The organism is Microtetraspora sp. NBRC 13810 (assembly GCF_030268685.1).
Lineage (GTDB): Bacteria > Actinomycetota > Actinomycetes > Streptosporangiales > Streptosporangiaceae > BSRQ01.
On the sequence record NZ_BSRQ01000016.1, the window covers coordinates 67,872 to 86,832 of the forward strand.

At 71.0% G+C, this 18,961-nt stretch carries 17 protein-coding genes; 5 read left to right on the plus strand and 12 right to left on the minus strand.

The window, feature by feature from the left end; translation table 11 throughout:
* Window positions 1–5 precede the first annotated feature (5 nt).
* Both QSK26_RS28050 and glnA read left to right on the plus strand, forming a co-directional pair.
* Complete coding sequence (locus QSK26_RS28050) at window positions 6–233, plus strand: hypothetical protein (protein ID WP_285778271.1); 228 nt, start codon at window positions 6–8, stop codon at window positions 231–233.
* Between the two features lie 163 nt (window positions 234–396).
* A complete protein-coding gene (gene glnA, locus QSK26_RS28055) occupies window positions 397–1,821 on the plus strand; it encodes a type I glutamate--ammonia ligase (protein ID WP_285778272.1) in 1,425 nt (474 codons plus the stop codon).
* Between the two features lie 274 nt (window positions 1,822–2,095).
* Here glnA and QSK26_RS28060 read toward each other — a convergent pair whose 3' ends face one another.
* From QSK26_RS28060 to QSK26_RS28090, 7 genes are all read right to left on the minus strand, one after another.
* Window positions 2,096–3,352: a cytochrome P450 gene (locus tag QSK26_RS28060; RefSeq protein WP_285778273.1), complete on the minus strand. Its 1,257-nt coding sequence runs from the start codon at window positions 3,350–3,352 to the stop codon at window positions 2,096–2,098.
* The gene (locus QSK26_RS28065) at window positions 3,349–3,957 is read right to left on the minus strand and encodes a GTP-binding protein (protein WP_285778274.1); all 609 of its coding nucleotides are present in this window, start codon (window positions 3,955–3,957) and stop codon (window positions 3,349–3,351) included. Before QSK26_RS28065 ends, QSK26_RS28060 begins: the two co-directional genes overlap by 4 nt.
* The gene (locus tag QSK26_RS28070) at window positions 3,938–4,297 is read right to left on the minus strand and encodes a DUF742 domain-containing protein (RefSeq protein ID WP_285778275.1); all 360 of its coding nucleotides are present in this window, start codon (window positions 4,295–4,297) and stop codon (window positions 3,938–3,940) included. The genes QSK26_RS28065 and QSK26_RS28070 overlap by 20 nt, the downstream gene beginning before the upstream one ends.
* Complete coding sequence (locus tag QSK26_RS28075) at window positions 4,294–4,713, minus strand: roadblock/LC7 domain-containing protein (RefSeq protein ID WP_285778276.1); 420 nt, start codon at window positions 4,711–4,713, stop codon at window positions 4,294–4,296. Before QSK26_RS28075 ends, QSK26_RS28070 begins: the two co-directional genes overlap by 4 nt.
* A gap of 106 nt (window positions 4,714–4,819) precedes the next feature.
* On the minus strand, window positions 4,820–6,118 hold the full coding sequence (locus QSK26_RS28080) for a sensor histidine kinase (RefSeq protein WP_285778277.1): 1,299 nt from the start codon (window positions 6,116–6,118) through the stop codon (window positions 4,820–4,822).
* Between the two features lie 229 nt (window positions 6,119–6,347).
* A complete protein-coding gene (locus QSK26_RS28085; RefSeq protein WP_285778278.1) occupies window positions 6,348–7,562 on the minus strand; it encodes a phosphotransferase in 1,215 nt (404 codons plus the stop codon).
* A gap of 301 nt (window positions 7,563–7,863) precedes the next feature.
* Window positions 7,864–8,709 (minus strand): glycerophosphodiester phosphodiesterase, encoded by an 846-nt coding sequence (locus QSK26_RS28090; protein ID WP_285778279.1) that lies wholly within the window; start codon window positions 8,707–8,709, stop codon window positions 7,864–7,866.
* A gap of 369 nt (window positions 8,710–9,078) precedes the next feature.
* Here QSK26_RS28090 and QSK26_RS28095 point away from each other — a divergent pair, with 369 nt between their 5' ends.
* The gene (locus QSK26_RS28095; RefSeq protein ID WP_285778280.1) at window positions 9,079–9,729 is read left to right on the plus strand and encodes a class I SAM-dependent methyltransferase; all 651 of its coding nucleotides are present in this window, start codon (window positions 9,079–9,081) and stop codon (window positions 9,727–9,729) included.
* A 49-nt stretch (window positions 9,730–9,778) separates the two neighbouring features.
* On the opposite strand, the gene QSK26_RS28100 is transcribed toward QSK26_RS28095, so the two are convergent.
* The 5 genes from QSK26_RS28100 to QSK26_RS28120 form a co-directional block, all read right to left on the minus strand.
* Window positions 9,779–10,654, minus strand: coding sequence for an alpha/beta hydrolase family protein (locus QSK26_RS28100; protein WP_502888754.1), 876 nt, complete (start codon window positions 10,652–10,654; stop codon window positions 9,779–9,781).
* A gap of 170 nt (window positions 10,655–10,824) precedes the next feature.
* Window positions 10,825–11,892, minus strand: coding sequence for a hypothetical protein (locus tag QSK26_RS28105; RefSeq protein ID WP_285778281.1), 1,068 nt, complete (start codon window positions 11,890–11,892; stop codon window positions 10,825–10,827).
* Between the two features lie 78 nt (window positions 11,893–11,970).
* Window positions 11,971–14,952, minus strand: coding sequence for a bifunctional [glutamine synthetase] adenylyltransferase/[glutamine synthetase]-adenylyl-L-tyrosine phosphorylase (locus QSK26_RS28110; RefSeq protein ID WP_285778282.1), 2,982 nt, complete (start codon window positions 14,950–14,952; stop codon window positions 11,971–11,973).
* A gap of 195 nt (window positions 14,953–15,147) precedes the next feature.
* Window positions 15,148–15,879 (minus strand): type 1 glutamine amidotransferase, encoded by a 732-nt coding sequence (locus tag QSK26_RS28115; protein ID WP_285778283.1) that lies wholly within the window; start codon window positions 15,877–15,879, stop codon window positions 15,148–15,150.
* An 89-nt stretch (window positions 15,880–15,968) separates the two neighbouring features.
* A complete protein-coding gene (locus tag QSK26_RS28120) occupies window positions 15,969–16,694 on the minus strand; it encodes a PaaI family thioesterase (RefSeq protein WP_285778284.1) in 726 nt (241 codons plus the stop codon).
* Between the two features lie 313 nt (window positions 16,695–17,007).
* Here QSK26_RS28120 and QSK26_RS28125 point away from each other — a divergent pair, with 313 nt between their 5' ends.
* Window positions 17,008–18,321 carry a serine hydrolase domain-containing protein gene (locus QSK26_RS28125; RefSeq protein ID WP_285778285.1) on the plus strand — a complete coding sequence of 438 codons (1,314 nt, stop codon included), beginning with the start codon at window positions 17,008–17,010 and terminating at the stop codon, window positions 18,319–18,321.
* Window positions 18,322–18,374: 53 nt separating this feature from the next.
* Window positions 18,375–18,947 (plus strand): DUF6506 family protein, encoded by a 573-nt coding sequence (locus QSK26_RS28130; RefSeq protein WP_285778286.1) that lies wholly within the window; start codon window positions 18,375–18,377, stop codon window positions 18,945–18,947.
* Window positions 18,948–18,961: the final 14 nt, after the last annotated feature.

Sequence of the window (18,961 nt, forward strand, 5' to 3'; positions counted from 1 at the left end):
GCACCGTGGAGGCGTTCAAGACGGGCGGGAAGCTCGACTACTGGGTCACCTCCTGGTGGCGGGTGAACACCACCCCGGCCCGCTGCGACGTGGAGGACGGATTCATCCATCCGGTGTACGAGGATTCGGCGCCCGATCCGGAGGCGGCCAAGGCGACCGGCCCTCTCGTCGACCCCTACGACCGGCGTGTCGACGACTCCCCCGATGAGTGTTCGATCGCCAGCCGAACGTGACCGGTGGGTCAAGGCCCCGGTAAAGTCCGGCCAGCTCAGCGGGGGTATGACTACTCTTCGTCGTCACTCCATTAACACCGGCGAAACAATCGGGACATGGGACCGAAACGGCGCGGGCATAGCGTCGAACATTGCAAGTCCGTGCCCTTGGGAGGTTTCGAGAGTGTTTAACTCCGCCGACGACGTCCTGAAGTTCATAAGGGACGAAGGGGTGCAGTTCGTCGATGTCAGGTTCACCGACCTGCCGGGTACGACGCACCACTTCACCTTCCCCGCCGAGAACTTCGGTGCTGGCGTGTTCACCGATGGCCTGATGTTCGACGGATCCTCGATCCGCGGTTTCCAGGCGATCCACGAGTCGGACATGTTGCTGCTGCCCGACCCCACGAGCGCCGTGGTGGACCCGTTCCGCCAGCACAAGACGCTCAACATCAACTTCTTCGTGCACGACCCGCTGACCGGCGAGGCGTACAGCCGCGACCCGCGTAACGTCGCGCGCAAGGCCGAGGAGTACCTCAAGGGCACCGGCATCGCCGACACGGTCTTCTTCGGGCCGGAGGCGGAGTTCTACATCTTCGACGACGTCCGCTTCGAGACGAAGTCGAACGCCGGCTACTACTACATCGACTCCGTCGAGGGCGCCTGGAACACCGGCAAGGCCGACGAGGGCGGCAACCTGGGCTACAAGCCGCGCTACAAGGGCGGCTACTTCCCGGTCCCGCCGATGGACCACTTCACCGACCTGCGCTCGGAGATGGTCCGCAAGCTCATCGAGGCCGGCATCGACGTCGAGATGCAGCACCACGAGGTCGGCACCGCCGGCCAGGCCGAGATCGACTTCAGGTTCGGCACGCTGCTCAAGACCGCCGACAACCTGATGCTGTACAAGTACATCATCAAGAGCACGGCGCTGGAGTACGGCCACACGGTCACCTTCATGCCCAAGCCGCTCTTCGGTGACAACGGCTCGGGCATGCACTGCCACCAGTCGCTGTGGAAGGACGGCGCGCCGCTCTTCTACGACGAGGTCGGCTACGCGGGCCTGTCCGACACCGCCCGCTACTACATCGGCGGCCTGCTCAGGCACGCCCCGTCGCTGCTGGCCTTCACCAACCCGACGGTCAACTCCTACCACCGTCTGGTCCCCGGCTACGAGGCCCCGGTCAACCTGGTCTACTCCCAGCGCAACCGCTCGGCCTGCGTCCGCATCCCGATCACGGGCTCCAACCCGAAGGCCAAGCGCATCGAGTTCCGGGTGCCCGACCCGTCCTGCAACCCGTACTTCGCCTTCGCGGCGATGCTGATGGCGGGCCTCGACGGCATCCGCAACAAGATCGAGCCGCCGGAGCCGGTCGACAAGGACCTCTACGAGCTTCCCCCGGAGGAGGCCCGCCAGGTCCCGCAGGTCCCCGGCTCGCTGCCCGAGGTCCTCGCCGCCCTGGAGGCCGACCACGACTACCTTCTCGAAGGCGGCGTGTTCACCCCCGACCTGATCGAGACCTGGATCGCCTACAAGCGCGAGAACGAGGTCGACCCGATCCGCCTCCGCCCGCACCCGCACGAGTTCGAGCTTTACTACGACGTGTGACGACAGGGAAGGACTGGAACGGCCCGGCATCGATCCTTCTCTTCTGGTGCTTGTCGCAACACCCCGGTTGAGGGGATGCGATGGACTTCGAGCCGGCAAGAACGCGGGGGCGCCACCGATCACATCGGCGGCGCCCCCGGGCATATGCAAAGGCGTGCACCAGGCAGACGAGCGCCCATTCCTGACTCCGTGGACCGACGGCGGCCCCGAGGATCGAGCACGGTCCAAGGACCACAGCCTGGGCAAGGTCGCCGGCCAGGCAGTAAGGCCCGGCTCAACCCCTTCCCGTCGGGTAGCCAGGGGTGAACTTCACCGGCAGGGCGGACAGGCCGCGCTGCTGTATGGACGTGCGCCATATGAGCGCGTCGGGGGCCACCGAGAGGATCACGTCGGGGAGCCGGTCGAGCAGCACCTCGACGGCCGTGTGGGCGATCAGCTCGGCGATCTCCGGTGCCGGGTGCGGGCAGCCGTGCTCGCCGTGGCCGAAGGACATGTGCGCGTGGTTGCCCCCGGAGCCGCCGAAAGAGTCCGGCCGTACCAACGGGTCGGCGTTCGCGGCGGCCAGGCCGAGGATGAGCGCGTCGCCCGCCCGGATGAGCTGCCCGCCGAGCTGGGTGTCCACGACCGCCCAGCGGCCCAGGCTGTTCTGGCTGGGGGAGTCCTCCCACAGCACCTCGTTGAGCGCCTGGCCGGCGCTGCTGCGGCCACCTGACAGGGTCACGGCGAATCGGTCGTCGGTCAGCATCAGCCGCAGGGTGTTGCCGATCCAGTTGGCAGTGGTGTCCTTGCCCGCCGTCATCAGCAGGATCAGGTCCTGGATGATCTCGTCGTCGGCCAGGCCCGCGGCGTGCGCCAGCAGGCGTGAGGGCAGGTCGTGGCCCGGACGTTTGCGCTTGGCGTCCAGCAGGCGGTGCATCGTGGCCTGCACCCGCCCGTACGCCTCCATGGCGTTCTCGCCGCCGTTCATGGTGGCGCTCACGTCGCCCACCAGCAGTGTCGTCTCATGATCGGACAGGCCGAACATCGAGGCGACGACCATCAGCGGGATCGGGTGCGCGTACTGCGCCATCAGGTCGGCCCTGCCGGTACCGATGAACGTGTCGATCAGCTGATCGGCGACGCTCTCGCAATGGGTGCGCAGGTCGAACTGGTCGGCGGCGCCGAGGGCGTCGCTGATCGCCTTGGCGCGCCGCTGGTGCTCGGCCCCCTCGGTGAACAACATGGAGGGCTGGTAGCTGATGTACGCCATCAGCGGCCAGTCGGGCGGGATGTGCTCCCAGGCGTTCCACCGGCGGGAGTCGCGGGCGAAGAGCAGGGGATTGCTGAGGACGTAGCGAAGCTCGCGGTAGCCGATCACCAGCCAGGCGAAGATGTCGCCTTCGAGTAGGACGGGGACGACCGGCCCGTGCGACTGCCGCATTTCCCGGTACAGCTGGGCCGGGGCCTGCTGGTACCGTGGACCGTACAGCCTTATGGACTCGGGGTGGGCGGGGCAGCCCGAGGGCGCTTTGGACTCGTAAGGATTCGTCATCGGGCGCCCTCCCGCGCGACGGACATGGCGTACAGATGGTTGACGAGGGCGATCAGCACGGCCTTGCTGGACTCACGCTCTCTCGCGTCGCAGTCGATCAGCGGGACGTCGTCGGACAGGTCCAGCGCCTCGCGTACCTGCTCCAGCGGGTGCAGCGGCTCGCCGAAGTTGTTGCGGGCGACGATGAAGGGCATGCCGTGGTGTTCCAGGCGGTCGATGGCGTACCAGGAGTTGGCCAGGCGGCGGGTGTCCACCAGGACGACCGCGCCCAGGGTCCCCGAGAACAGCCGGTCCCACAGGAACCAGAACCGCTCCTGGCCGGGAGCGCCGAACAGGTAGAGCACCATCTGGTCGTTCAGGGTGATACGGCCGAAGTCGAAGGCCACCGTGGTCGTGGCCTTGTCGTCCACCCCTCTCGCGTCGTCGATCCCGAGGCCCGCCCGCGTCATGGTCTCCTCAGTGCTCAACGGGCGGATCTCGCTGACCGAGCGGACCATGGTCGTCTTGCCGACACCGAACCCGCCGACGATCACTATCTTGAGCCCGGTGGTCGCCGTGCTCCTCAACGGCGTCCGGGCGGGCGGCTCAGAGGTTCTGAAGTCCAACAAGCACCTGCTTCAGGAATTCGGTATCGGGCAGTTGCGCCTTGGCGGGAGCCGAGGCCGGGTGGCGGGCGGTGACCCGGCCGGTGTCGAGCAGATCGCACAGCAGGATCTTCACGACGCTCAGCGGAAGGTTCAGCTCGGAGGCGATCTCCACGACGGCCGTCGGGCTTCGGCACATCAGCAGGATCCTCGCGTGCTCCGACTGCATGCCGGGCGTGGGGTCGCACTCGCTCACGATCAGCGAGACCACGTCGATGGAGCTCTCGTCGGCACGGCTGCGCCCGCCCGTGATGGTGTAGAGCCGGTCCGGACTCTCGTCGTCGACTCGCCGCGGGGTCATAGCGTCCGGCTGCTCTGCTGGGGCTCGCGCGGAGGTGCGGTCAGATATTCTCCGATCTGCTCGACCAGTTCGTTCATGTTGTGACCGATGATGCCGGGGTCGGCCTCATCGCTGGCGACGACGGCGAGATGGGCTCCCGCTCCCGCCTCCACGATGAACAGGAGCCCGCCGTGGAACTCCGTCATCGACTGCCTGAGCCCGCCGCTGCCGTCGCCGAACTCGATCGACGCGCCGTGTGACAGGCTCTGGATGCCCGAGGCGATGGCGGCGAGCTGGTCGGCCCGGTCCACGCTCAGGTTGTGGGTGTGGGAGAGCTTGAGGCCGTCTTTCGACAGTACGAGAGCGTGCCGCGTCAGCGGCGTCCTCTCCAAGAGGTTCTCCAGCAACCAGGCGAGGTCGCGGTTTGCAGTTCTCATCGGATCTCCGGGGCGGTCGTCCAAGCGGTGACGGCGAAAGGACGGCCCCAGCCTCCTATCTGTTATCTGGTCCGGTCCGGTCCGGCGGCGCGAGTCGGGGCGGTGGTCACCGCGTACCCTCTTCGGGCGCGGAAAGCGTGCCGCCCCCGGGGCCCGTTCCCCTGGCGGCCTGGCGGAAGGCGGTGAGCCTCGCCGGGTCGGCGGGGGCCTGGGGCGAGGGCTTCGCCGTCTGCGGGCCCGTGGGGATCGTCGCCGCGAGCGTCTGCCCGCGCCGCCGCCTGGGCAGACCGTGCAGCTCGCCGTCCCCCAGGGGAACGGCGAGGGCCGGGGCGGCGGCCACCGGGCGCGCGGCCGGCGGGTTCTCCCGTGGCGGAGCCACCGCCCCGGCCGTCCGCGCGGGCTGTGTGATCAACTGCTGGGGGATCATTACCACTACTCCTGTGCCTCCGCGTGAGGATGGCCTGAACGAGATGGTCAGTCCGTGCTTGCGTGCCAGGCTGCCGACCACGGCCAGGCCCAGCCGGGTGCCGGACAGGGTCGTCAGATCGAGCGGCTCCGCTGAGACGGCCCGCTGGGCGCGGCTCAGGGCGGCGGCGCTCATGACCAGGCCGCAGTCCTCGACGGTGATCACGACCCCCGTACTCACCTCTTCCACGTACACATGCACCTCCTCGGAGGGAGGCGAGAAGCTGGTCGCGTTGTCCATCAGCTCGGCGAGGACGTGCATGATGCCCTCGGCGGCGTAGCCCGCGATCGCGACGGTGCTGGCCGAGTGTGTCCGCACCCGCTGGTAGGCGGCGATACGGCCGACCGCGCCGCGCAGGATGCTCTCCATCGCGATCGGCTTGGTCCAGCGCCGTCCGGAGCGCGCGCCGGTCAGCACGGCGATACTGTCCGCGAGCCGTCCGGCCTGCGCGGTGCTGTGGTCCAGCTTCAGCAGGTCGCCGAGGACGCTCTCGTCGTGCCTGTGCTCCATCTCGCGCAGGTCGGCGAGCATGCTGGTGGCCAGGGCCTGGACCCGGCCCGCCGCGTTGGCGCAGGCCGACATCGTGGCCGCGCGCATGCGCTCCCCCTTGCCGATCTCCTGCGCCAGCGTCCACAAGATGCGCTGGTGGGCGATTTCGGCCGGCCTGGGGATCTCGGAGAGCGCGGTGTTCGGCGACGCCCCGGCGCGCAGCCTCTCCACCAGGCCGGGCATCGTGTGCTCGGCCAGCCGGGTGAGCTCGGCGTCCGTCGCCGCGATCCGGCCGCGCAGCAGCCGCGTCTGCTGCGCGGCGTACGCCGCGACGGTGACGGCCGCGGAAAGCAGGATCGCGGCGACGCCCAGGCACCATGCCAGAAGTGCCCTCTCCCCGGCGGGCGCCACGGCCACGGCCAGCAGACACGCGCCCCCGCTGACTGTCACTACGGCGAGTGTCGCGAGCAGGACCGGAGTCGCCTGCGGGCGCTCTGCCTGGCGGCGGACAGGTGGGTGTGCTGACATTAACGATTCCTCGTCGGCGGTCGGTGACTGAGGGTGAGCAACCCCGGGAGGGATGCGGCGACTTGGGGGATCTGTGGCTTTGGGCACCTAGATCAAATCGTAGTGGAGATCGCGGTGCCGGGTCGGACGGTTGGCCATCCGGCCCGACGTTCTAACCGGACTTGGAGCCGCCGAGCGCGCCCAGTGTGTCGAGATCGAGGACGGCATTCGACGCGCGTTCGAGCATGCCGAGGCTGGTGGAGTCCGGCTGGAACTTCGGCTGGATCGCGCTGCGCCCGATGGAGAGCAGCCAGCCGAAGTACGGCCACATCATCTGCTGCCGGTAGGCGAGCCAGGCGGCGTCGAAGCCGGGCGCCGTGCCGCCCGCCTCGCTCAGCCGTTCCAGGTAGAAGGCCAGGAGGTCGCGCTCCCAGGCACGCCGGTCCTCGACGGCCAGGCCGGTCGCGATGGTGTACGACACGTCGTAGGACCAGTGACCGTGCATCACGACCTGCCAGTCTCCGAAGCCCAGCCGCCCCGACTCGGTCTTGTAGACGTTGCCGATGTGCGAGTCGCCGTGCAGGAAGGTCTGGGGACCCTCCTTGGTGAGGTCCATCGCCCGCCACAGGACCCGGTAGAGGTCGTCGTGGATGGGCGTGATGGCCTGCGGCATCACGTCCCTGGCCCGCAGGGCGCCGACCTTGGCCCGCTTCTCCAGACCGGCGAACCTGGCGAGGTTGCCGACGAAGGTGTGCGGTGTCTTGTTCAGGAACAGGTGACGTTCCAACTCCGGGGCGTTCCAGTAGTGCCCGTGCCAGGTCGCCATGCTGCCGAGCAGGTCCTCCATCTCCTTTCGGGAGATCGGCGTCTGGGGCGTGCAGAAGGTCGCCTTCTTGGTCACGGCCACGTCCTCCATCAGCGCGATCGAGCGTCCCGACGCGGGATCGACCGCTCCGTGGTAGCCGTTCGGAGCCTCAATGTCCAGGTGGGGACGGATGTGCTTGTAGAACCCCGGCTCGCCGGTGAGCACCCCGGCCATCCCGAGCAGGAGCCGCTGCGTCCAGCTCCTGCTCGTCTTGGCGAACAGCTCGGTCGGCAGCCCCGCGTCACGACCGGCCCGGTTGTAGGCGACCGTGGCCCGCCAGCGGCTGGAGGTGCCGCTGCTCACGTCTTCGATCTGGCACGATTCGATCGTCGCTCCAGGGTGCTCGCCGCAGAGCACGGCGGTCAGCCATTCACGGGTGACCTCCCTTGTACGCACCGGCACGTCCGTCGCGCGGATCGCACGCTGACGGATGAGCTGCTCCCTGAGGGCGTGGCCGTTGTACCGCAGAATGCTCTTGGCCACCACCAGCCCCGGGCTGTCGGCGCGACGGTCGATATCCAATGATCGATCTCCTTGACCGTAGGGGTCTCATTCGACAAGGGATCTTGCTCCTCGTGAAGTATGCCGGATTGGTGTGATCACAGCCACCCGGGCGAATGGGAGCGGGGAGGCACCCGGGCAAGGGCGGCTACTTCCCGGTCCCGCCGATGGACCACTTCACCGACCTGCGCCCGGAGATGGTCCGCAAGCCGGAGTACGGCCACACCGTCACCCTCATGCCCAAGCCGCTCTTCCTGGCGAAGAGCCCCGTATGCCGAGCCCGCAATGGTGGTTCCTGTCCATCCAGGTGGGCGCCCCGGGGTCAGGCGTCGGCGTGCTCGGGGGTGGTCTGGAGGGTGTGCAGGAGGTCGGGCCGGTTGGTGATGATGCCGTCCACCTCGTAGGACAGGAGGCGGCGCATGGCCCGCGGGTCGTCCACGGCCCAGGGGTAGACGGCCAGGCCGTGGGCGTGCGCGCGGCGGACGTAGGCGCGGGTGACGCCGGCGTACGGCGGGTGGACCTGGGTGGCGAACTCCGCGAGCTCGGGGAGCCGCTCGGCAGCGGGGGCGCCGAGGAGGGCGACCGGGATCTGCGGCATGAGCCGGTGGAAGACGCGCATCGAATCCCAGTTGAACGACTGGACGACGAGCCTGCCGGGGATCAGCCACGAGGGGTGACGGCGCAGCTCGCCGGCGACCCGGGCCTCGATGCCGGGGTACAGCCGGGGCGTCTTGATCTCCAGCAGCAGACCGAGCGGGCCGCCGCCCATCGCGCGCAGCGTCTCCCTGAGCGTGGGCACCCGCTGCCCACTGTGCCGCGCGCCGAGCCAGGATCCCGCGTCCAGCCTGCGGATCTCGGCGAGGGTGAGGTCGCCGACCTTCCACGGGGCGCGGCCGGGGAAGACCTCCTCGACGTCGGTGGTGCGGGCCAGGGTGGGGTCGTGCATGACGATCAGCCGGTGGTCCCTGGTCTGCTGGACGTCCAGCTCGAACATGTCGGCCCGGTGCGCGGCGGCCGTCTCGAAGGCGGCGACGGTGTTCTCCGGGGCCGCGGCGGAGGCTCCCCGGTGGGCGACGTTGACGGCCGGCGGCGGGGCGGCCTCGGCGTCGGGCGCGGCGGCGGCGATGGTCAGCAGGGCGGTCGTGATGAGGCCGATTCGTCGGAACACGGGGTCTCCTCGGGTCGGGGAGGGTCGGCACATCCGTACTTGACAGCCATTCATGACATTCGGTCGACATAAGAGTAACCCACCGCCACCAGGCAGATACATAGGGCGATAACCGCCGGTGACCGCTCCACCAAGAGGCGATATCAACCCATATTTCTCCGCAAAAAGCCATATAACGGGCAGGATGTTTGATCCTTCGGTCGGACTCTGTTACTCAGTACGGACCGAGGAGTACGGGGTCCCCTGCCTGGGCGCCGGCCGTGACGATCACATCTGAGCTTGACGCGTTCGGCCCGCCGCGGTGCGACGTAGGGTTTTCTCTCCGAGGCTTGAACGCCATACGACACCTCCCAATGGAAAAGGGGCCGCATGACGGGTTTGCGAGAGATACCGGATCTGATGCACCGCACGCTCTTCAGGACCCTGTCCCTGCTGGCTCCGGGCGGCCAGGGAGCCGTCCTGCGCCGGTACTTCGACTGGTGGCACCGCAATCCCGACCCGTGGAACCTCGGCACCGACAGCTACGAGCGGCACAAGTACGAGACCACGCTGCGGCAGGTGCCCGAGCGGCCCTACCGGCGGATCCTCGACGTGGGGTGCAGCGAGGGCGTCTTCACCCACATGCTGGCCAGGACCTACCCCGACGCGGAGGTCACCGGCATGGACATCTCCGAGCGCGCCCTGAGCCGCGCCCGCGCCCGGATGGACGGCGACGGCACCAAGGTCACCCTGATCCAGGGGGACCTCCTCGCCGACGGTCCCGGCGAGCGGTTCGACCTGGTGTTCTGCGCCGAGACGCTGTACTACCTCGGCAGGCACGACCGGCTGCTGCGCGCCTCCGCGCGCCTCAGCGGCCTGCTGGAGCCCGGCGGCGTGCTGGTGCTGGTGCACCCGTGGCCGGAGGCGAGGCGGCTGCACGGCTACCTCGACGACAACCCGGCCGTCTCCCGGTTCGCCGAGGAGGTGGACCGCACGCCGCAGCGGCCCTTCGCCGTCTCCCTCTACCGGTCGGCCGGCTGAACGCGGCGAAGGCGGCCGCCCCGGCAGGACGGCCGCCCTCGCCCGGACGTCAGCCCGCGTGCGGGCAGGTGTCGCGGTAGTCGGAGATGTCGTTGTCGTCCGGCGCGGGGCACAGGAACTGCTCGTAGCGGGTGTCGTTGTCCACGAACCGCTTGAGCCAGGAGATCATGTACTTCGCCGTCGTCGTGTTGGACGTCTGCGGGAAGAAGTGGCTGGCGTTGTCCAGCTCCAGGTACGCCTTCTCCGACGCCGACGGGATCGAGTTGTAGAACGGGATGGAGTGGGTGGCGACCGGCGCGATCGAGTCGGACTCACCGCCGATGATCATGGTGGGGACCCGGAGCCCGGACCAGCTCTTCCTGCTGTTCCACGGCGCGATCGGCACGGCCGCCTGGATCGAGGGCCGCTCGTCGGCCGCCTCAAGCGATCCGCCGCCGCCCATCGAGTGCCCGGCGACCGCGAGCCGCGTCGGGTCGATCCGGTTCGCCACACTGCTGCGCTGGGTCAGGTAGTCCAGCGCGGCGAGGAGCTGCTCGCCGCGCTCGTCCGGCTGGTCGTACAGGCTTTCGGTCTCGATGCCGATGACGACGAAACCCTGGGAGGCGAGCCGCGGGCCGAGCCAGCTCAGGCTGGACCACCTGGCGGTGTAGCCGGGCGAGATCGCGACGGCGCCGAAGGTGCCCTGGCCGGTGTCGGTCGGGTAGTAGATCGTCCCGCCGCCGAAGCCGGTCACGAGCGAGGAGACCGAGGTCTGCGACGTCGCGAAGGGACCGCGTGCCGCCGAGATGCTCGCCTCGGTCGGGGCCGGGCCGCGCTCGTAGGGGTTGGCCGCGGCCTGGGCGGCGGGGGCGATCCCGGCGCCCGCGGCGGCGAGCGCCACGGCCAGGGTCACGGCCAGGGTCAGCTTGGCGGTGATGCCCGCCACGCGGCGCCTGAGGGGGTACGAGCGGCTGTTCGAGGTGATGTTCGGGGGGTGCACGTCCTTGAACTCCCGTTCTCTGGAGACTGACCAAGGACACTGTCGCCGCGGGAGGGCCCCTCGCGCACCGGTGAAATCACCAGCCTTGACCGGGGATCAGATCGGTAGCCGGGCGGTCACCCGCGTTTGCGCAGACCGGTCAGCCGGCGCAGCAGGTCCCACCAGAAGGGCGCCCCGAACAGCACGGCGACGTAGGACAGCAGAAAGCCCGGCCAGTGCCCAAGGGTGAGCAGCCGGTCCCACCAGGCCCCGGCGTTCCACGACAGGACCGGGTCGCCCTGCTCGGGCATCCGCATGCTCACGAGCGAGTGGTCGAAGATCCGGGTCAGCGCGGGCGAGCTGAACGACTCGGTCACGCACGCGTACGGCTCCGCCGTCTCGCCGCCCGCCGTGCACCGGTCGCGGAGCGCGGCGAGCCCGTCGTCGCCGCCTCCCGCGATGGCCGCCACCCCGGCGCGGTAGCCGTTGTCGCGCAGCAGCGTCTTGGCGTACTCCAGCGAGTCCATGCCGAACACCAGGACCACCACGAGCCCGAGCGCGGCGACGGCCCACCGGACGTAGCGCCGGTAGAGCATGGTGAGCCGCTGCATCTCGCCGTCGAACCACACCTCGGTGCCCTTGCGGAACGCCTCCAGGTCACCCGCGGCGCTGCGCCACACGCCGCCGAGATGCCCGGACAGCGGGCTGCGCAGCTCCTCCAGCTTGCGCAGGAAGCCTTCGACCCCGCCGTCCTCGGCGGAGACCATCTCCATCACGGCCACCCCGAACCGCGTGGGCGGGATGGTCGCGATGCTGGTCCGGTTGCCCTTGGGGTGGTCGATCTCGCGCAGCCGGTCGTACAGCCGCCGGGTCAGGTCCACCGCCGCCGCCACCGGCGCCCGGCCCTCCGCGACCGGCGCCTCCGGCATCGGCGTCACCACCGCGGGCGCGGGCTCCGGGTCGTGTAACGGGCGCGGGTCGGCGGCGAACGGCAGCCGGGCGAAGACGTCGGCGATCCTGGACGGGATCCAGGATCGCCCCTCCTCCGGCCCGCCGTCCAGCGTGTCCCGCAGGTAGGCCCACAGGAACTTGCTGCGGATCGACAGCAGCCGGACGATGCCCTCGTTGATCCCGCTGACCAGCAGCGAGAGCATCAGGAAGGCGAGGACCAGCCCGATGGCCAGGTCGATATAAACAGATATCAATGCGGATCACCCGCACCCGTTGATACACGGCGACGGGCCGGTGCCGCAGCGGATTCGGGAAAGTCCCCGGGAAAGGCGTCACTCCCCGTAGAAGACGCGCTCGACGACCTTGCGGGCCCGCCTGGTCGTCCTGCGGTAGTCCTCGACGAAGTCCTCCGAGCCGTCCGGCGGGTAGCCCAGGGTGCGCGCGATCATGCCGCGCTCGCGCACGTCGGTGGGGATCGAGTCGCCGGCCCGCCCCTTGACCAGCATGATCGCGTCGCGGACGCGGGAGGCGAAGCGCCACGCCTCGGCGAGCACCTTCTCGTCGGCGGCGGACAGCAGCCCGGCGGCGACCGCGGCGCGCAGGGTCTGCAGGGTCCGGGTGGTGCGCAGCTCCGGCAGGGCTCCCGCGTGACGCAGCTGGATGAGCTGGGCCACCCACTCGACGTCGGAGAGCCCTCCCCTGCCGAGCTTGGTGTGCAGCGCGGGGTCGGCGCCCCTGGGCAGCCGCTCGGACTCCATCCGCGCCTTGAGCCTGCGGATCTCGCGCACCGCCGCGTCCGGGACGCCCTCCGGCGGGTAGCGCAGCGGGTCGGCGATCGCCGTGAACTCCGCGCCGAGCGCCCGGTCGCCCGCCGAGAACCGGGCGCGCAGCAGCGCCTGCGCCTCCCAGGGGGAGGACCAGCGGCCGTAGTAGGCGGCGTAGGACGCGAGCGTGCGCACCAGCGGGCCCTGACGGCCCTCGGGGCGCAGGTCGGGGTCGATGACCAGCGGCGGATCGGGCGCCGGCAGGGCCAGCAGCCGGCGTAGCTCGTTGGCCACCGCGTACGCGGCCTCGGCGGCGTCCTTCTCCGCCACGCCGTCCAGCGGGTCGTGCACGAACATCACGTCGGCGTCGCTGCCGTAGGAGGACTCGAAGCCGCCCAGCCTGCCCATCGCGATGACCGCGAACCTGGTCGGCGGCGGCGCGCCCCGGTCGGCGGTGACCTTGGCGATCGCGGCGTCCAGCGCGGCCTGGATGGTGACGTCGTTCAGCTCGGCGAGGGCGGCCCCGACCTGCTCGGCGTCGATCCGGCCCACCAGGTCGGCGACGGCGGTGCGGAACAGCTCCCTGCGGCGCAGCGCGCGGACCGCGGTCACCGCCTTGGCGGCGTCGTCGGCGTGCCGGCCCACGGCCGCGGCGGCCTCGCCGGCCAGGGCGGCGGCCGGCCGTACGGTCAGCTCGGTGTCGGAGCCGAGCAGGGCCACGGCGTCCGGGGCGTGCAGCAGCAGGCCGGTCGCGTAGCGGCTGGTGCCGAGCACGCGGGCCATCCGGGAGGCGACGGCGGTCTCGTCGCGGAGCAGCCGCAGGTACCACGGGGTGGCGCCCAGCTTGTCGCTGACCTGGCGGAAGCCGAGCAGCCCCGCGTCCGGGTCCGGCGCGTCGGCGAACCAGCCGAGCATGACCGGGAGCAGGGTGCGCTGGATCGCGGCCCGCCTGGACACGCCGCTGGTCAGCGCGGCGATGTGGCGCAGCGCGCCCTCGGGGTCGGTGTACCCCAGTGCTTCGAGCCTGGCCTTCGCGGCGGCGGTGGACAGCCTGATCTCCTCTTCGGGCAGGCGCGCGACGGCCTGCAGCAGTGGCCGGTAGAAAAGCTTCTCGTGCAGCCTGCGGGCCTCCAGGGCGTATCGCCGCCACCGGGTGGTGAACTCGCCGACCGGGTCGGCGGTCATCCCCAGCGCCCGGCCGAGCCTGCGCAGGTCGGTGACGTCGGAGGGCACGACATGGGTACGGCGGAGCCGGTGCAGCTGGAGCAGGTGCTCCACCTGGCGCAGGAACGCGTACGCCTCCGCCATGGTCCGGGCGTCCTCCCTGCCGACGTAGCCGCCCCGGGACAGCGCGGCGAGCGCGGGCAGGGTGGCCCTGCGGCGCAGCAGCGGGTCCAGCCGTCCGTGCACGAGCTGGAGGAGCTGCACCGCGAACTCGATGTCGCGCAGTCCGCCAGGTCCCAGCTTGAGCTGGCGCTCGGCCTCCTCGGAGTGGATGTGCGCCTCGACCCTGCGGCGCATCGCCTGGACGTCCTCCACGAAGTTGTCCCTCGCCGCGGCCTGCCAGACGAGCTCGTTGACCGCCTCGGTGTAGGCGCCGCCCAGCTCGGCGTCACCGGCCACCGGCCTGGCCTTCAGCAGCGCCTGGAACTCCCACGTCTTGGCCCAGCGCCGGTAGTAGGCGAGGTGGCTGTTGAGCGTGCGCACCAGCGGCCCGGACCTGCCCTCGGGGCGCAGCGCGGCGTCGACCTCCCACAGCGCCCCCTCGGGGGTGGTGGCCGAGCAGGCGCGCATCATGCTCTGCGCGAGTCTCGTGGCGAGCCGCAGGGCCTTGGTCTCGTCCATGCCCTCGGCGGGCTCGGCGACGAAGATCACGTCCACGTCGCTGATGTAGTTGAGCTCGCGGGCACCGCACTTGCCCATGCCGATCACGGCCAGCCGTACGCCGGCGCCGTGCTCGGCCCTGGCGATGGCGAGCGCGGCCTCCAGCGCCGCGGCGGCGAGGTCGGACAGCTCCGAGGTCACCTCCGACAGGGTGGCCTCGCCCGTCACGTCGCGGGCGGCGAGGTGCAGCAGGTGGCCGCGGTAGGCGACGCGCAGCGCCATCAGGGTGGCGGGGCCGGAGGCGGCGGCGGCCGGTTCGTCGCCGTAGGGGTCGGCGCCGACGGCCTGGAGCAGGTCGGCGCGCAACTCCTCCTCGGAGGGGCGCTGCACCGCGAGCGGTCCCTGCAGGCCCTTCCAGTGCTCGGGATGGCGGACGAGGTGGTCGCCGAGCGCGGCGCTGACGCCGAGCACGCCGAGCAGCCGCCGGCGCAGGCCCTCGTCGCCGCGCAGCGCGCCGAGGACGCTCGGGTCCCGCTCGGCGAGGCGGCCCAGAGAGGTCAGGGCGAGATCGGGGTCGGCCGCCTGGACCAGGCCGTCGAGCAGGCCGACGTCTCCCACGGCCTCGGGACCCAGGTCGTCGAGCAGTTGCTCGGCCCGGGCGCCGTCGGCGAACCCCAGTCTGGCAAGACGCCCGGACGTGGTCTCGATCCGGGGCACGGCGGTCACCGTCCCTCCCTCAGGCGGCGTCTCCACAGGAGGCGCCGTCTCCTCCGTTCGGCCTCTCTCCACGGTCCGCATACGACCCTCCCATCCCCCCTGTGCGGTATCAACGGATGACGCCGCACCGTCGGGGCGTCGCCGCACACGGTAATCCTTCACCGTGTGCGGCGTCGTTAGGGGTTTCGGACCGTAATCAGGCCATCACAAATTTTTCCGCCGGTCGGCCACGACGCCGGCGAACGCCTCCGCGAGCGGCCGCCAGGTGCGGGCCAGTTCCTCGGCAGCCAGCTTGACCTGGGCGTTCAGCTCGTCGACGTGGTAGCCGGCGGCGGTGAGCGGGTCCGCGCCGTCCGCGGTCCAGCTGACGAAGATCTCCGGGGTGGCCTCGGGGTGGAACTGCAACGCCCAGGCCGATTCGCCGAGTCGATAAGCCTGGTTGGGGTAGGCGTGCCCGGTCACCAGCGGCACGGCGCCGGCCGGCAGGACGGTCATCGCGTCCCGGTGGTACTGCACGGCGGCGGGCGCGGCGCCGCCCGGGACGCCCGGGACGTGCCGGAACAGCGGATCCGTCGCGGCGGCGGGGAGCGGGAGGACCGGGCACAGGCCCACCTCCAGGCCGTTCCCGCCGCGCTCGACCCGGCCGCCGCAGGCGAGGGTCATCAGCTGGGCGCCGAGGCAGAGGCCGAGGGTGGGCACGCCGTCCCGGACGCCGCGCCGGATGAGGTCGCGGGTGGCGGGGAGCCACGGATAGCCCTCGTCGTCCCAGGACGACGCCGCGCCGCCCAGCACGACCAGGCCGTCGGCCGGCGTTTCGGGCACCGGCTCACCGAGGTAGGGCCGGGCGGTCTCGCACCGCGCCCCCGCTCCGGCGAGCCATCCCGCGAAGAATCCGAGTCCCGCCTCGGCCTCGTGTTCGACCACGGTGATTCGCATATCGCCCATTATGCGATGAAGGGTGATCTGTAGTCGTTCGCCCCCGGAGTCCGGCGCGCGGCCGGGCGCGCGCCGGAGGGGCGGGCGGGTCAGCGGGTGACGATCCAGGTGGCGCGGGCGGCGGCGACCAGGGTGCCGTCGGCCTCGTAGACGGCGCTCTCGCTGAAGAGCTTGCGGCCCTCGCGGCCGGTGGCCCGGCCGACGACGGAGTAGGTGCCGCCGGGGTAGACGCGGCGGTGCACCTGGGCGGTGAGGCGGCCGAGCAGGGCGGCCTCGCCGGGCTGGAAGTGCGTCCAGCCGGTCACGCAGTCGAGGGCGGCCCACAGCACGGGCGCGGGCACCATGCCGTCGGCGTCGGTGACCGTGATCGGCACCCGCCAGCCCGCCGCGTAGAGGTCGGTGCCGGCCACCGGGCCGGGGAAGATGCGCAGGCCGTCGCCCGGGTCGCGCAGGCCGCAGGCGAAGCAGCCGGGGAACGGGTGGTCCGCCAGACCGGCGAAGCCCTCCTCGGCGCGGGCCGCCTCGTTGAACGGCACGAAGCCCGGCACGGTGAGGTCCTCGGCCACGGGGATGGCCTCGACGAGCACCGTCCCGCCCTGGGAGAGGGTCACCGCGTTCTCATGCTGTTCGAGCCGGAGCTCGGTGTCCAGCGGGGTGGGAGCGTGCAGGGTGACCTCGACGGGCGAGGTGTGGCCTGCGGCGGTCAGCGCCTCGGCGACCGTGGCGGCGACCCATCCGCCGTTCGCCGAGCCCTCGGGCCCGCGGAACCGCGCCGGAACCGACACTACGGCCTGCAGCTCGGCTGCCGTCGTCATACCAGACCTCCCTATGTGCCCACCAGAGGGCATGCCTTCAAATGGCGTTTTGAGTGAACCGATTTTACCCAGATAGCTGTCAGTACAGCTAACCAGGTCCCAGTATCGCGCCCGTTAGCCCCCGGTAACACCGGCGTGACGCTCCGCCGGACCCCCACTACCCCCTTTGATAGCGCCAACTCCCACCGGCCGACGACCATTCCCGAGAAAAGTGTCACACCTGTCACGCTTCACAAGATCCGCACCAACCGCCCCATTGAGCCACCTAGGATCCGTTGTCACTGGTGTGACGGGAGTGACAGGAGTTATCCGAGTGGGGGCGCTTCGGGGGGATCCGCGTGGGTTCGGCCGGCGGGAACTGTTCAAGCTGGCCGCCGGCGCGGCCGTACTGCCGGCCCTCGGGGCGCGTCCGGCGTCGGCCTCGGCGGCGCGGTTCACCGCCACCGGCACCACGGTGGCGGCGCTGGCCGGGCTGGACGCGGTCATGCGGGACTTCATGCGGGAGCGCGGCATCTCGCAGGCGCAGCTCGCCGTGGGCCGCGAGGGGCGGCTGCTCTACGCCAGGGGGTACACGCTCGGCGGCCACGAACCGGTCACCCGGCCCGACTCGCTCTTCCGGGTGGCCAGCCTGTCCAAGCACATCACCGCGACCGCGATCACCTTGCTGGCCCAGGAGGGCCGCCTCGACCTGTCGGCCCCGGTGCCCGGCCTGCTGCGGCTCGCCCCCGGTCCCGGCAGGCGGGCCGACCCGCGGCTGGCCGAGGTGACCGTGCGGCGCCTGCTGCACCATCTGGGCGGCTGGGACAGGGACCTCTCCGGCGACCCCCTGTGGTCCGACGCGGCCATCGCGGCGGCCCTGGGCGTCTCGTTGCCGCTCGACCACGGCCTGATCATGACCTACGTCACCGGCAGGCCGCTGGACCACGCCCCGGGCACCAGGGTGGCCTACAGCAACTACGGCTACATGCTGCTCGGCAGGATCGTCGAGAAGGCCGGCGGCACGAGCTATCCGGCGTACGTCACCGAGCGGATCCTGCGGCCCCTCGGCATCACCCGGATGCGGCCCGGCCGCAGTCCCAGGGCGCGGGCGGCGCCCGGCGAGGTGGCCTACCGGTCCGGGCTGACCAGGCCGGACGTGACGCGGCCCGGCGGCCGGCCGGTGCCATACCCCTACGGCGGGTTCAACCTGGGCACCAACGACGCCAACTGCGGCTGGCTCGCCTCCGCGCCCGACCTGGTCCGCCTGGCCACCGTCTTCGACCCGCCCTCACCGGTGCTCACCGAGGACTCGATCGCCGCGATGTTCGCCGCCCCGGAGACCGGGGTGAACCCGGACGGGTGGTACTACGGGTACGGCTGGCAGGTGCGCCCGCTGCCCGGCGGCCGGAACACCTGGCACACCGGCAGCATGCCGGGCACCTACACGCTGCTCACGCGCAGATGGGACGGCATCGCCTACGCCGCGCTGTTCAACCGCAGGGCCGAGGGGACCGACCCGGCCTACCACGTGATCGACCCGCTGCTCTACGACGCGGTGAGCGCCGTGCGGAGGTGGCCGGCGCGGGATCTCACGCCGGCGTTGTTCCGCGTCCCCGAGCCGCACCGGGTGCTGAACGCCGGAAGTTGACCTCAAGTTTGGTTGAGGTAGCACGCTGTCCGTGACACGGAAGGAGCGGGCGGATGAGCAGGGACAGCGTGATCGTGTACGAGGAGGCCGGGGCGGATCCCCTGGCCGACGTGATGACGATCGAGAACGGGCACGGCCGCACCCGGGTGCGCGCCGTCGCCGAGCCGGGCCAGATGGTGGAGCTGGTCACCCGGCTGGTCGGCGAGGGAGTCGACCGGATCGAGCTGTGCGGCGCGTTCGGCGCGGTGTGGCACGCCGCGGCCCGCCGGGCCACGGGCGGGAAGGTGCCGGTGGGGGCCGTCTACTACGGGTTCGAGTCGCTGACCTCCGTGGCCTCGTACAAGGCGCGGTTCGAGGCCGGGGAGACGCTGTCGGAGGCGTTCGTCATCGTGCACGAGGGAGCCGATCCCGAGGCCGACCGCGTGGTGCGCGAGAGGGACGCGGGCGGCAGGACCACCTTGATCGGGGTACCCGACGCGGAGGCCGCCGCCGAGGCGGCCGGGAAGATGGCCGGCGAGCTGCACCTCATCGAGTTGTACGGCGGGGAGGGACCGGAGGGGGCCGAGCCGGTCATCCGGGCCGTACGCGAGAGCGTGCCCGTGGGCGTGACGGCGTACCGGCGCTGACGCGGCGAGTCCCC